Annotated in this window: 11 protein-coding genes; 1 reads left to right on the top strand and 10 read right to left on the bottom strand. The window is 66.7% G+C overall.

Annotated elements, in window-relative coordinates; genetic code table 11:
- Positions 1–13: 13 nt before the first annotated feature.
- The 9 genes from HWX62_RS01790 to HWX62_RS01750 form a co-directional block, all read right to left on the bottom strand.
- Complete coding sequence (locus tag HWX62_RS01790) at positions 14–1,465, bottom strand: NAD-dependent succinate-semialdehyde dehydrogenase (protein ID WP_175930712.1); 1,452 nt, start codon at positions 1,463–1,465, stop codon at positions 14–16.
- Between the two features lie 85 nt (positions 1,466–1,550).
- Positions 1,551–1,883, bottom strand: a complete 333-nt coding sequence (locus tag HWX62_RS01785; RefSeq protein WP_027809144.1) for an NIPSNAP family protein — start codon at positions 1,881–1,883, stop codon at positions 1,551–1,553.
- Positions 1,873–3,501, bottom strand: a complete 1,629-nt coding sequence (locus tag HWX62_RS01780) for a bifunctional 3-(3-hydroxy-phenyl)propionate/3-hydroxycinnamic acid hydroxylase (protein WP_175930713.1) — start codon at positions 3,499–3,501, stop codon at positions 1,873–1,875. The genes HWX62_RS01785 and HWX62_RS01780 overlap by 11 nt, the downstream gene beginning before the upstream one ends.
- Positions 3,498–4,385, bottom strand: coding sequence for an alpha/beta hydrolase (locus HWX62_RS01775; RefSeq protein WP_175930714.1), 888 nt, complete (start codon positions 4,383–4,385; stop codon positions 3,498–3,500). Before HWX62_RS01775 ends, HWX62_RS01780 begins: the two co-directional genes overlap by 4 nt.
- A 25-nt stretch (positions 4,386–4,410) precedes the next feature.
- Positions 4,411–5,016: an amino acid synthesis family protein gene (locus tag HWX62_RS01770; RefSeq protein WP_175930715.1), complete on the bottom strand. Its 606-nt coding sequence runs from the start codon at positions 5,014–5,016 to the stop codon at positions 4,411–4,413.
- A 48-nt stretch (positions 5,017–5,064) separates the two neighbouring features.
- The gene (locus HWX62_RS01765) at positions 5,065–5,580 is read right to left on the bottom strand and encodes a VOC family protein (RefSeq protein WP_175930716.1); all 516 of its coding nucleotides are present in this window, start codon (positions 5,578–5,580) and stop codon (positions 5,065–5,067) included.
- Between the two features lie 12 nt (positions 5,581–5,592).
- The gene (locus HWX62_RS01760) at positions 5,593–6,630 is read right to left on the bottom strand and encodes a sialidase family protein (protein WP_175930717.1); all 1,038 of its coding nucleotides are present in this window, start codon (positions 6,628–6,630) and stop codon (positions 5,593–5,595) included.
- A gap of 15 nt (positions 6,631–6,645) precedes the next feature.
- Positions 6,646–7,458 (bottom strand): SDR family oxidoreductase, encoded by an 813-nt coding sequence (locus tag HWX62_RS01755; protein ID WP_175930718.1) that lies wholly within the window; start codon positions 7,456–7,458, stop codon positions 6,646–6,648.
- 49 nt (positions 7,459–7,507) lie between these two features.
- A complete protein-coding gene (locus HWX62_RS01750) occupies positions 7,508–9,088 on the bottom strand; it encodes an acetolactate synthase large subunit (protein ID WP_175930719.1) in 1,581 nt (526 codons plus the stop codon).
- A 393-nt stretch (positions 9,089–9,481) separates the two neighbouring features.
- On the opposite strand from HWX62_RS01750, the gene HWX62_RS01745 reads away from it, so the two are divergent.
- On the top strand, positions 9,482–11,587 hold the full coding sequence (locus HWX62_RS01745; RefSeq protein WP_175930720.1) for a TonB-dependent receptor: 2,106 nt from the start codon (positions 9,482–9,484) through the stop codon (positions 11,585–11,587).
- Positions 11,588–11,617: 30 nt separating this feature from the next.
- Here the strand turns inward: HWX62_RS01745 and HWX62_RS01740 are convergent, their stop codons facing one another.
- Complete coding sequence (locus HWX62_RS01740; protein ID WP_175930721.1) at positions 11,618–12,871, bottom strand: arsenic transporter; 1,254 nt, start codon at positions 12,869–12,871, stop codon at positions 11,618–11,620.
- Positions 12,872–13,856: the final 985 nt, after the last annotated feature.

Below are 13,856 nucleotides of genomic sequence, written 5' to 3'. Positions count from 1 at the left end.
GACCGACATCCGGTCAGTTCATCTGCGTGATGAATTTGGTGACCAGATAACCGTCGAACGTCTCCGTTCCGCCCTCGCTGCCGAAGCCGCTGTCCTTCACGCCGCCGAACGGGATCTCCGCCGGCCCCATCCCGAAGTGATTGATGTTGACCATGCCGGCTTCGAGCGCGCGGCCGATCCGGTGCGCATCGCGCGCCGACGTCGTGAACGCGTACGACGCGAGGCCGAACGGCAAGCGGTTGGCCTCGGCGAGCGCATCGTCGAGCACATCGAACGGCACGATCCCGACGATCGGGCCGAACGGCTCTTCATTCATCAGCCGCGTGTCGCGCGCCGGGCCCAGCACGACCGTCGGCGCGAAGTAGTGCCCTGGTCCGGTCACGCGCGTCCCGCCGGTGGCGATATCCGCACCTTGCGCGCGGGCGTCGGCGACGAACGCTTCGATCTCGGCCACCCGCCGCGCATGCGCGAGCGGGCCCATCGTCACGCCGTCGTCCAGCCCGTAGCCGACGCGGATCTCGCCGACCGCGTCGAGATACGCGGCGACGAACCGGTCGAACACCGGGCGTTGCACGAAAAAGCGCGTCGGCGACACGCACACCTGCCCGGCGTTGCGAAACTTGTACGCGGCCAGCAACGTCGCGGCGCGCTCGATCTCCGCATCCGCACAGACCAGCACCGGCGCATGCCCGCCCAGCTCCATGGTCATGCGCTTCATGTGCGACGCGGCGAGCGCCGCCAGTTGCTTGCCGACCGGCACCGAACCCGTGAACGAGATCTTGCGCACGAGCGGCGACTCGATCAGTTGCCTCGACACGTCGGCCGGCACGCCCCAGACGATGTTCAGGCAGCCCGCGGGCAAGCCGGCGTCGTGAAAGATCCGCGCGAGCGCGACGATCGCGCTCGGCGATTCCTCCGGCCCTTTCAGCACCAGCGTGCAGCCCGACGCAAGCGCGGCCGCGATCTTGTGCATCGCTTGGCTGAACGGAAAATTCCACGGCGAGAACGCCGCGCACACGCCGATCGGCTCGCGCAACACCGTCTGCGCGACATCCGGCGAGCGCGACGGCACGACGCGGCCGTACGTGCGGCGCCCCTCCTCCGCATGCCATTCGAGCTGCTCGGCGGACGACACGACCTCGGCGATCGCCTCGCGAAGCGGCTTGCCCTGGTCCATCGTGATATGACGGCCGATCGCCGGCGCACGCTCGCGCACCAGCGCAGCCGCGCGGCGCAGGATGTTCGAGCGCGCGAGCGGCGACTCGCTGCGCCATGTCGCGAACGCGCGATGCGCGGCGCGCACCGCGGCGTCGATATCGTCCGGCGTCGCATGCGGCAAGTCGCCGAGCACGCTGCCGGTTCCCGGATCGACAACGGGCTGCGTGCGCCGGCCATCGGCCCGAAGGAACCGGCCGTCGATATACAGATGGAGCGACGCGTAATCGCGTTGCGCGTCGGGCGTCATGCGGGAAGTCAGGGGCGTAAACGGGATCAAGACGGATACCTCGGTAGAGACGGCGCGATGCGTGATGGACAGGGTGACGGTCGCATCACGCGGCCGATGGCGGTGCACGCAACAGGCCGCCGATTTCCTGTCGGAGGATCTGGTTGTCCTGCCGGACGAGCAGATGCCGGACCTTGCCGCGAAACGTCCTGAATTCGGGATCGGCCATCAGCACCGCGCGACGCCGGGCGCGATCGTCCAGCGACTCGAACGCCCACAGATAGACGAGCTGGTTCAGCGGCCCGATCTCCGTTGCAAAACAGCCGACCATCGTGCCGAGTGCGTGCTCCTGCGGCGCGCGACCGCATTCCGCATACAGCCGCAGATACTCGGCGACGCCGCCCGGCACCAGCGTGTAGGTGCGTTGCTCAACAAACATCCGCGGTCTCCCGTTGTCGCGCTGCAAACGCCTGGAACGCCGCGGTCACGCCGGCCATGCCGGCGGCGTCCGTCTGCGCCGCCACATAGCGGTCCGGACGGACGACGACGAGCGGCGCCGCGTGCCGGTCGAACCATTCGGCCATCGCGTTGTCGACGTCCTCGACGCACACGCTGTCGTGCGCGCTCGCGATGCGCTGCTCACGGCACGTTCCGCTGCGCGACCGTACGATCTGCACGAATTTCGCGCCCAGCGCGGTCCAGAACGCGCGATCGTCGTCGCTCAGGCACGCCTGTGGATCGCATCGCCAGCCGATGATCGCAAACCACGGGCCGAGCACGTCGTCGAGCTTGCGACGGGCGCCGTCGGCCGTTTCGACGTCGGGTTGGGCGATCATGCGCCCGACGGCGTCCGACGTGCCCGTGACCACGACCCCGTGCGTATAGCTGGGCATCGGCTTGAAGCGCATCTGCAGCACGTAGTCCTTCAGACCCGGCGCATACCGCGCGAGCCCGAGGAACCGGTCGCGCAGGAACGCGACCAGACGGCTGGTCGGCATCAGCATGGCGCCGAACGTGTCGGCGAGATCGATCATCGCCTTCGCATGGTCGCGGCGCTCCGATTCGTACGTCGAGATCACGCTCCGGTGCAACGTGCCGTTCACGACCCCCGCCAGCTTCCAGGCCAGATTGCCCACGTCGCGCAGCCCCGCGTTCAGCCCCTGGCCGATCCACGGCGGGCTCAGGTGCGCGGCATCGCCGATGAACGCCACCCGGCCGGCGACGAAACGTTCGGCCACACGAGAGTGATGCGTGTAGGTCCGCGCACGCACGATCTCGATGCGATCGACGTCGTCGACGTACGGTGCGATCAGCGCGCGGATCGACTCCGGTTGCGCGATCGCTTCCTCGTCCTCGTGCCGAAACACGAGAAATTCCCAGCGTCGGTAGTTGAACGGTAGATAAATACAGACGTTCGGGCGGCGCGGATCGCAGTTCAGCGCGGTACACGGCTGGTCGAGCCGCGCGTTCTTCACGTCGACCACGACCCACTTCATCGGATGCGTCGTGCCGGCCAGCTTGATGCCGAGCATCTCGCGGACGGGGCTGCGTCCGCCGTCGGCCGCCACCACGTAGTCTGCGTCGAGTTCGTATTGCTGCCCGTCGGCGGCGCGTACCTGAAGCGTCACGCATTCGTCGTCTTGCTCCAGACCGACGACCTCTTCGCCCGTACGCAGCGACACGTGCGGATAGCGTGCCAGTGCGTCGCGCAGCGTGCGTTCGGCCAGGTGCTGCATGAAGATGTTGCGGCGCCACCAGCCGAACTCGCGTATCGACGGACGGATGTCGGCGAAACATTCGCCGTTCGCCTTGAACATGCGCAACGGCACGTTCTGGATGATGTCGCGGCTCAGCTCGTCGGCCAGGCCGGCCGTTTGAAACAGCCGCAGCGCCTCGTCGTCGATGCCAACCGCCCGCGGGAACTCGACGATCTGCGGCGCCCGTTCGACGACGATCGTATCGACGCCGTACAGGCCGAGCAGGTTCGCCATGGCCACACCGTTCGGCCCCGCGCCGACGATGGCAATCGAGGTTCGGTTCCGGTTGTTCGCTTTCATTCGCCCACGCCTCCGCTGCGCCATGCAGGATCCTCGAGACGATCGAGCCACGCGCGCAATGCGCGATTGAACGCATCGGGTTGATCGTCGTGCACGTAATGCGTCGCGCCGGGAATGTCGATCCGCTCGATTTCCGCATTGGCGGCCGCCATTTCAGCCGCCACGTCCGCGGACAGGAAATCCGAGTCGCCGCCGCGCAACAGCAACGTCGGCACGTGCAGGTTGAGGATCAACGGCCACAGATGGACGAGTTGCTCTGGCGTCGCCGCCAGCCGCGCGGCCGCAATTCCTTGCGCGTCGTGCCGCCAGACGATCCGGCCGGGCTCGTCTTCTTTCAGCGAATGCGCGATGCGCGAATCGAGCGCGGATTCCGCGATGTTCGGCCGCTGGCGCCGCCAGAACGCGCGGGCGTCGTCCCACGACGCGAACGCATCCGGCGTTTCCTTCAGCTCGCGCTTGATGCGCTCGGAACCCGCGGAGCCGGCCGACGCGCCGGGGCCCATGTCCTCGATCGCAAGGCCCACGAGCCGTTGCGGCTGCGCCGCCGCGTAGACGAACGCGTTGGCGCCGCCCATCGAGTGTCCGACCAGCACGAATCGTCGCAGGTCCAGCGCACGCACCAATGCGTCGAGATCGCGCACGTAGGCGGCCGCGTAGTAGTCGCGCCGCGGGTCCCAATCGCTCAACCCGCGCCCGCGCTGATCGAGCGCGACGACCCGGTAGCGGTCGACCAGCGCAGCTGCGACGGGCGCCCAGGTATGCGCGTAGCTGCGCAAGCCATGCAGCATCACCACGGTCGGCGCATCGTCGCGCCCCCAGCTCACGTAGTGCAGCCGCAATCCATCGTTGTCGATCCATCCATCCTTGACGGATGCCCTGTTCATCATCTGCTCCCCGGCCCGCATGCGCTCAGACCAGACCATCGCGGCCGACGATCTCGCTCGCCTTCAGCCCGCCGAGCCGCGCATGCAGCCGGCCGCGCGTCGCGAACGCGAAGATCACCAGCACTTCGTCGGCGTTCGGTGCATCGGGAAACAGGCACGTTACCGTGTCATAGTGCGAGCGCACGTAGAGCGCATCCTTGTGCGCGAGCGGCACGTCGATCACCGTGTTGATCGGGCCGCGCTTGCCGCTCGACGGCACCCACGATTTTCCGCCGCCCAGCGCCGCGCGGATCGGCTCCGCGAAGATCGACGTGAGGAACGCATTGCCGTGTTCGTATTCGCCGGCCGAGCCGACCAGGCACGCCTTGCCGTAGCTCTCGATCGCACGGCCGGCGGAGAGCGCCTCGATGCGTCGCGCGAACTCCTTGCCGAGCGCCGGCGACGGGCGCACCAGATCGTCGAGGTTTTCGCTGAATCGCCCCGCGTACGGGTTGTGCACGGCCGCGGCGATCACGATCTTGCGCAGCGGCTCGCCGTCCGCGAGCTGGCCGGATTCGTTCGCGAGCGAATCCTCGATTTGCGTGTACCACTTGCGGATATGAAACCCTTCGAAATTGGCGGTCTTGCTCATTTGCAGTCCTTTATAAAATGACGATGCCTCGGATTGAAAGGCGGCGCCTCAGTCGAACAGCGGTTCGAGCTGGAACGGATCGCTCGGCGCGTTGTACCGGTGCAGTACGCGTTTGCCCTCTTCGTCGTCCATGACCGTTTCGCAGAAGAATTCGAGCCGGTTGCCGTCCGGGTCCGTGAAATACACGCCGATCCCGACCTTGTGGTCGGTAATCTTGACGATCGGCACGTCGCGGCGAATCAGCATCCCGTACAGGCGGCGCAATTCGGTCAGGCCGCCGGCGATTTCGAGGCCGTAGTGCTGCAGGCCGATCGTGCCGAGCTCCGCATCGGACGCCGCGCGAATCAGCGCGATGTCGTGGTGCTTCTGGCCGAACGACATGAACACCCACTGCTCACCGCGCGCGGTTTCCGTCATGCCGAGCACCTCGGCATACCACGTGCTCGAACGGACGGGATCGCGCACGAACAGCGACAGATGGGTGCGCTGCACGCGCGGCGTCGGCAGCGGCAAGCCGCTCGCGTTCGCACGCTCGGCATGTTGGCGGATATCGGACGGTGTCATCGTTCGCTCCGCTCAGTAGGCCGATTGCGCATGGGCGACGAGCGGCGCGTCGAACGGTGTCCACGCAACCGCCGTGATCTCGCTGAAATCGCGCCATTCCTTGGTCCAGTTCCGGCCGCCGTCATGCGAACGGAACAGGTGCCCGTACTTGGTGCCCGCATAGACGAGCGTCGGCCGCGCCGCATGTACGCCGAACGCCCAGAACGTGGAGTTCGGCGGCGTGTGGAGGTCCGTCTCGTGCCACGCATGGCCGCGATCGGTCGAGCGGTAGATGCGGCTGCGGGTGCCCGGCGTACCGTCGCCGATCGCCATCAGCAGGGTGCCTTCCGGCTCCGGCAGTTGCACGACCGTGCGCGTGTAGTACAGCCCGTCGAAACGCTCGCGCGACAGCCTGGCATCCCATGTCGCACCGTCATCCTCGCTCACGTGCACCGCGTTGACCGTCAGCAGCACCGTGGTCTTCGGCCGGTCCTGCGTGGCCGGGAGGACGGCGATCGCGTGAATGTCGCTGTTGCGGATCGCGGTGCCGGCGCCGTCCACGCGCGTCCAGCTCGCGCCGGCATCGCGGCTGCGCCATGCGCCGCCTTCCTCCACGCCGTACCAGACGTTGCGGCTGTCGTCCGGGTCCACGCAGATCGTCAGCAGCCGCGGACGATTGACGCCCGCGCAAAACTCCGGGAACTCCGGTGCCGTTCTCTCCCAGGTCGCGCCCGCGTCGCTGGACTTGTAAAGCGCCGCGCGCGACGGCGCGCCGGTGCCCGCATAGAGCACCGCCGGGTTCGCAGGATCGGTCGCGATCGACCAGACCGTCTGCCCGTTCAGCAGGTTCTCGGGCCGAAACCAGTGCGCGCCGCCATCGTCGCTGATGCATAGCCCCGAATCGGCGCCGGCGTAGATGCGCGACGGCGTCGCGGGGCACACCGCGAGCGCACGCACGATGCCGTCGAATTCGATCGGCTCGGCGAGCCCCAGGCGATGCCATGTCTTGCCGTCGTCGTTCGAGCGCAGGATGCCTTGCCCGGCGGTGGCGACCAGTACGGTTGCGGTCATGAAATGCTCCTTGTGTCAGAGAAAAATGCCGCGCGTGAGCCCGCCATCGCAGCCGATCGATTCGCCTGTGATCGAGCCGGATTTCGGCGACGCGACAAACGCGACGATCCACCCCATTTCCTCGGGCTGCAGCACGCGCCGGATCGGCGTGACCTTCACGTAGTTGGCCTCGACCTCGGCGGCCGTGAGCCCCTGCTTCTGCGCTTCCTTCTCGTAGAGCTCGTGGATGTGCGGCGTCTCGACGACGCCGGGGTGGATCGTGTTAACCGTGATGCCGAACGGGCCGAGCTGGTCGGACAGCGTCTTGGTCAGATGCACGATCGCCACGTTGCGCATGCCGGACAGCTGCTTGCTGCCGCGGCCCGTCAGGCCGCCGATATTGACGATCCGGCCGAAGCCGTTGCGCCGCATGTACGGCGCGGCCGCCTTCGCGCAACGCAGATAGCCGACCACCTTGATGTCGATGTCCTGGAGCAGCCCCTGCGGGTCCGCGTGTTCGAGCTCGGTCCGCACGAGGCCGCCCGGATGCGCGGCGCCGTTCAGCAGGATGTCGAGCCGGCCGAAGCGCTCGACGCTCGCGGCCATCGCCGCTTCGACCGACGCCATGTCGGTCGTGTCCATCGTGACGGGCAGGATTGCGCCGGCCGCGCTGCCGAGCGGCGCGAGCGCCGCGCGGATCTCGGCGGCCGCGATTTCGAGGTGTTCGATGCGGCGCGCGGCGATCGACACATTGACGCCTTCGCGCGCCAGCTCGAGCGCGACCGCCTTGCCAATGCCCATGCTGCCGCCGGTGATGAACGCGGCTTTTCCGTGGAGTTGCAGATCCATAGCGATGAAAGGTGAGAGTCGGGATTGAAGAAAAGAGCCGGTTGCACGATCAGGACAACTGCATTTCGACGAGCGTCGGCCCGTCGGTATGCGCAAGCGCGTCGTCGAGCGCTTGCACCAGCGCATGCGTGTCGCTCGCGCGTCGAGCCGGCACGCCGTAGCCGCGCGACAGCGCGAGCCAGTCGATCGGTGGGTCGTCGAGTTGCGTCAAGCGGCTCGCGTGCGGCGTGTCGGTCGGCAGGCCGCTGCGCGCGAGCTCGGTCTGCAGGATCCCGTAGCGCCGGTTCGATGCGATCAGCATCACGATCGGCAAACGCTCGCGCGCCATCGTCCACAGCGACTGGATCGTGTACTGCGCGCTGCCGTCGGACTGCAGCGCGAACACGCGGCGGTCCGGGCACGCGACGGCGGCGCCGAGCGCCACCGGCAGGCCCTGGCCGATCGCGCCGCCGGTGTTCGTCAAAATGGTGTGACGACGCGCGCGCGCCGATGCGGTCACGAACGGGTAGCCGCACGTGCCGCCTTCGATCGACACGATCGCGTCGTCGGGCAGCGCATTCGCGAGCACACGGCCGACGGCCTGCGGCGTGAGCGGCCCGCCCTCCACGTGCCAGCGCTCGACGCGCACGCCATCGTCATGCCCCGCCGCGCCGATGCGATCGGCGAGCGCCTCCAGCGCGTCGTCCGCCGCGTCGCCCGGTGTAGCGAGCGTTACGATGTCCTCGGGCCGCGCGAGTTCGCCCGGAATGCCTTCGTAGCCGAAATAGGTGACGGGCGCGAGCGCGCCCGCCAGCACCACGCGCCGGCCGGCCAGCGCGGCCAGCGCCGGCTCGGGAAAATAAGGGAGGCGGTCGATATCCGGCAGGCCGCCACCACGTTCGGCACGCGCGGGAAAGGTTTCGCTGAAGCAGGTCGCGCCGGTGGCCGCCGCGATGCGCGCCGCCGCACGCTGGCCGCGCGCCGACAGCGCGCGACCGCCCATCAGCAGGACGGCGCGATGGCCGCCGAGCAGCAGATCGGCCACCCGCTCGACCCCTGCGGGATCGAACGACACCGCGGCCGGGCGAACGACGGCGGGCGACGCCGCGCCACGCATCCTGGCCGACTGGAGATCGACCGGCAGCACCAGCGTCGCGACGCCGCGTTGTGCGCCCATCGCGGCCGAAATCGCGTCGGCCGTATCGGTCGCGAGATCCATGTCGCGCGCCACGCTGCGGTACCACACCGACACTGGGCGCGCGAGCGATTCGATGTCGGACGTCAGCGGTGCGTCGTACTTCAGATGGTCGCGCGTGTGATCGCCGACGATGTTCAGGATCGGCGTACGGGCGCGGCGCGCATTGTGCAGGTTCGCAATGCCGTTCGCGTGTCCGGGCCCGAGATGCAGCAGTGTCATCGCGGGCTTGCCGGCCATGCGGCCATAGCCGTCCGCGGCGCCCGTGCACACGCCCTCGAACAACCCGAGGATCGAGCGCATGCCCGCCACGGTGTCGAGCGCGCCGACGAACGGCATCTCGGTCGTGCCGGGATTGGCAAAACAGACGTCGACGCCGGCAGCTCGCGCCGTCGCGAGTACGACGCTCGCCCCGCTTCGTGTTCCGGTATCGGTGTCCAGCTGTGGGATGTTCATGCGGCCGATCGATGGGTTTGATTGAAGTGTTTTCACTGTAATCCCGAATTACGGGATTTGTCAAACAACACACTTCATTTTCTCGACCCGTGCATTTCCACGTTTACCCGATATTCAGCGAGTATCCTCCCCCGATCGAGACGGAAGTTCTACTCGACCACCGTCACGATACGATCACTTTCCCGCCATTCGGTATTTCGATAAATCCACACCTCCCCTCGACCGTGGTCGTGCGGCGCACCGTTTCGCTTCCCGTAACGATGGTGAAAATTACGATTGCAAATGCCTCTCATTTGCATTAAATTGCCGCGCAAATGTACTGTTTGGAACACCGTTGCCGGCGTGATGCCGCTTGCCGTGCCCGAACGCGAACCACACCAAAAGAGGACGGGTATGAGCAGGAGGAACTGGGCGGCCGCACCGATGGCCATCGTCGTCGGCACGGCCGGCATGGGCGCGGCCGACGCGCAGGAAGCGGCGCTGCCCACCATCGAGATCTCCGCGCAACGCGCGACGGCACCGTTTCGCACGCGCGAATCGACGAGCGCGACGCGCACCGAGGCGGACGTGATGGAGATTCCGTTCGCGGTCAGCAGCGTCGATACGAAGCTGATCCAGACCGTGGCCGCGACGCGCGGCGACGATCTGTACGACTGGGTCGCGGGCGTCTCGCGCCAGAACAACTTCGGCGGCCTGTGGGACAACTACGCGGTACGCGGCTTCGCCGGCGACGGCAACACGTCCGGCACCGACTACCTGGTCAACGGCTTTTCGTGGAATCGCGGCATGAGCGTGCCGCGCGACACCGTCAACGTCGAGCGCATGGAAGTGCTCAAGGGGCCCGCGTCCGCGCTGTATGGTCGCGGCGATCCGGGCGGGATCATCAGCTATACGACGAAGCAGCCGCAGTTCGCACGCGCGAACACCATCGGCGTGTCGGCCGGCAGCTACGGCGCATTGCGCCAGACACTCGATTCGACCGGCCCCGTCACGAAATCGCTGGCGTACCGGTTCGTCGCGATGAACGAGAACAACGGCAGCTTTCGCGACACGGTATCGAGCAAACGCTACCTGTTCTCGCCGTCGTTCACGTGGGACATCGGCGCGGACACGACGCTGCACTACGAGTTCGAGAGCGCGCGTCAGCGTGCACCTCTCGATCGCGGCGTGCTGGCGGTCAACGGGCAGCTCGGCGTGATCCCCGCGTCGCGCTTTCTCGGCGAGCCGCGCGACGGCGACTACGACGTGCGCAACACGGGCCACCAGTTCACGCTCGAGCATCGCATCGATTCGGCCTGGTCGATCAACGCGGGCGTCGCGCAACGCAATACCGACCTGTCGGGACGCTCGTCCGAAGCCTTCGCGTTGCAGCCGGACGGCCGCACGCTGTGGCGCCGCTACCGGCAAGTCGCGTTTCACTCGAACGACCTGCAAGGTCGCCTCGAAACCACCGGCTCGTTCCGCACGGGCGGCATCGGCCATACGCTCGTGATGGGCGTCGATGCGTACCGCTTCAACTACGACCAGTTCGTCGCTCGCTCGACGCCGAGCGCCGCGGCGCCGTATGCGATCGACATCTTCGATCCGGTCTACGGCCAGCCCGCGCCGACGCCGCGCACCGCGACCAACCTGCTCGAACGCGATAACGGACAAGGCGTCTACGCGCAGGACACGCTCGCGTTCGGGCCGCACTGGAAGATCCTGGCCGGGCTGCGCTGGGATCGCTTCCACCAGTCGATCGACAACCGCCTGAAGGGCGTGACGACAAGCCAGTTGCAGACCGCGGTGAGCCCGCGCATCGGCGTCGTGTATGAAATGAGCCCCGCGTTGTCGTTCTATGCGAACACCGCGTATTCGTTCCGGCCGAACAACGGCGCCGACATCAACGGCAACGCGTTCGATCCCGAGAAAGGCCACGGCTACGAAGCCGGCGCGAAATGGGCGGGCGCGCGCTCGCTCACGACCGTCTCGGCGTTCTACGTCACCAAGCGCAACGTGCTCACCGCCGATCCCGCGAATGCCGGCTTCTCGCGCGCGGCCGGCGAAGTACGCAGCCGCGGCGTCGAATTCGAATGGAGCGGCGACATCGGCTACGGCCTGCGCGGCATCGCCAACTTCGCGTACGTCGACGCCGAAGTCACGCGCGATACGGTGCTGGCGCCCGGCTCGCGCCTCGTCGACGTGCCGCGGCTGAGCGGCAGCGCGCTGCTCATGTACGAGACCACCCTGCCGTTCGCGGACAAGGCCGGCGCCGGCGCCGGCGTGATCTACGTCGGCCGCCGGGCCGGCAACACGGCCAACACGCAGGACGGCTTCGAGCTGCCGGCCTACGCGACCGTGCAGCTCAACGGCTATCTGCAGGTCAACAAGCACCTGCGTGCCTCGGTCGTGCTGAACAACCTGTTCAATCGCACTACCTACGTCAGCTCGTACAACAGCCTGTGGGTCACGCCGGGCGCGCCGCGCAGCCTGTTCGCGTCGCTCGCCTACTCGTTCTAGGGCGGCCCGGGCGGCCGACCGCATCGCGCGTCAGCCGCCGCCCGCGAACCGCGCGCCCAGCGCGAGCAGCAGTGCCGGCGGCATCACGCACGCCCCGACCGCGAGGAACGCGCGGAAGCCGACCTGCAGCCCTTCGCGCCGGATCGCCGCCAACCAGAGAATCGTCGCGAGCGAGCCGGTGACCGACAGGTTCGGGCCGAGATCCACGCCGATCAGAATCGCATCGATCACCGTTTGCGGGCTGTGCGCGGCCTGGATCGTCGAGCTCGCGATCAGCCCCGCGGGCAAATTGTTGACTCCGTTCGACACCAGCGCGACCGCGACGCCCGCCGCGGCCGCGGCGACGTGCTCGCCGCGTTGCGTCAGTGCGTGTATCACTCTCGCCAGTACGCGCACCGCGCCAGTCCGGTCGAGCGCCTCGACGACGACGAACAACCCCGCGACGAGCGGCAGCACGCTCCATGAAATCGCGCGAACGATCGGCACGCCCGCCGCGCGATCCCGCATCACCACGCACGCGACCGTGGCGACACCCGCCAGCGCGGTCGGCAAGCCGAGCGGGCGATCCAGGACCGACACCGTCATCAGCGCGACGGCCGTCGCCGCGATGCCCGCCAGCGCGATGCGTCCGCCGCGCGTCAGCGGCTGCACCGGGAGCCCGGATTCGCAATGGCCGGCCAGCGCACGTCGCTGCACGATCCGCAGCACGACGAACGTGCACGCGATCGACGCGACGGACGGCACCGCGAAGTGCGCGACCCATGGGCCAAGCGACGGCATGTGCGCGCCGTACAGCACCAGGTTCGCCGGATTCGAAATCGGCAGCACGAAACTCGCGGCATTCGCGACGAGCGCGCAGCTGTACAGCAGCGGCATCGGGTCGGCCTTCGCGCGGCGCGCGGCGGCAAGGACCGCGGGCGTCAGCACGACCGCGGTTGCATCGTTCGACAGAAACACCGTGGTGACGACACCGACCACGTAGATCAGCGCGAACAGCCGCCGCCGCGAACCCTGCGCGAGATCGACGACGTGCGTCGCGACCCAGTCGAACAGCCCCTCGCGACGGGCCGCCTCGGACAACAGCATCATGCCCGTCAGAAAGAGGTACACGTCGCCGCCTTTCGCGACGGCGTCCAGCGCCTGCGCGACGGGCAACAGGTTCAGCACGACGAGCAGCAGCGCGCCGCTCACGGCCCAGATGGCCTCGGGCCAGCCGAACGGGCGCACGATGACGCCCGCGGTGGCGAGCGCGGAAATCAGCCAGGCAAGCGAGCCAGGATTCATGGGCAAGCCGATAGAGGTACGGGAATCGATATCGCTTTCACGATGATGTCGCCGACAGACGAGCGCGCGCGAACGCAGCAAGGTGCGTACCGGGACGAGCCCGGCACGAATACGATGCCAGTCAGCACTGCCCGGTCTGGCGTCGGTTTGCGCCCACGTTCCGGCGATTGCACGATGCTCGCTCGGGCAGAAGCGGTCGATGAGTAGCCGTCGTCGATCGGTACGTTAGGCATCGCTTGCCGCCAGGCAAAACAAGACCGGGAGTTAAACCAAGTCATAAAAGTTATCCGACCCGAAATTTAATCTTACAAAGACTCCTTGGTCATTGAAGCAACGCACCTGACAGAAACGGTGCTTACGTGATCGCGGGTTACCACTTCCCCTGTCGTTTCGACTGCCGGACCGCCTTTTCATACCGGCAAACATCAGATTTATATTGACAATTTATGAATATTTACATCATATTAAAGACTCGCCTTACTACCTAATGGAGTGAAATAATGATTAAGATATCTTTTGCAGGTTATGGCGTAAATACTGACACATACGACGTGACAAGCCAGGTAACGAAAATGTATGCGGACGGTAAGAGAGAGTTTCCCGCAGACAACAAATATTGGGGCGACCCATCGCCTGGTCACGACAAGTGCCTTTTTATTGTTTGGCAGAATAGTTCAGGGGCATCGGGGTCTGCCGTTGTCACGGAAGGAAGAACTATAACGCTTCCGTAAAGTGTTTTTCTAGACTGAATGGGACGTCCAAGGGATTGGGGTCAAGCTTGGACGCCCCGGTTTGCCATGCTTTCATTCGCCGCGGTTTGAAGGTCAGGATTGCCGCCATGCATCCGGACTTTGATTCCCGCACAAGCGGCTGTTCCTGCCGGATATGCTGGTCAATATCTCAGCAAAGTCGCGTGTTCAACGGCACGTTGGCCTACACAGATTGCGTTGACCACGGTCCCGCCTGTCTCGTCATCACCGTCTGA

The organism is Burkholderia sp. BCC0506 (genome assembly GCF_902833145.1).
Lineage (GTDB): Bacteria > Pseudomonadota > Gammaproteobacteria > Burkholderiales > Burkholderiaceae > Burkholderia.
This window is presented reverse-complemented; position numbering and strand designations above follow the sequence as displayed.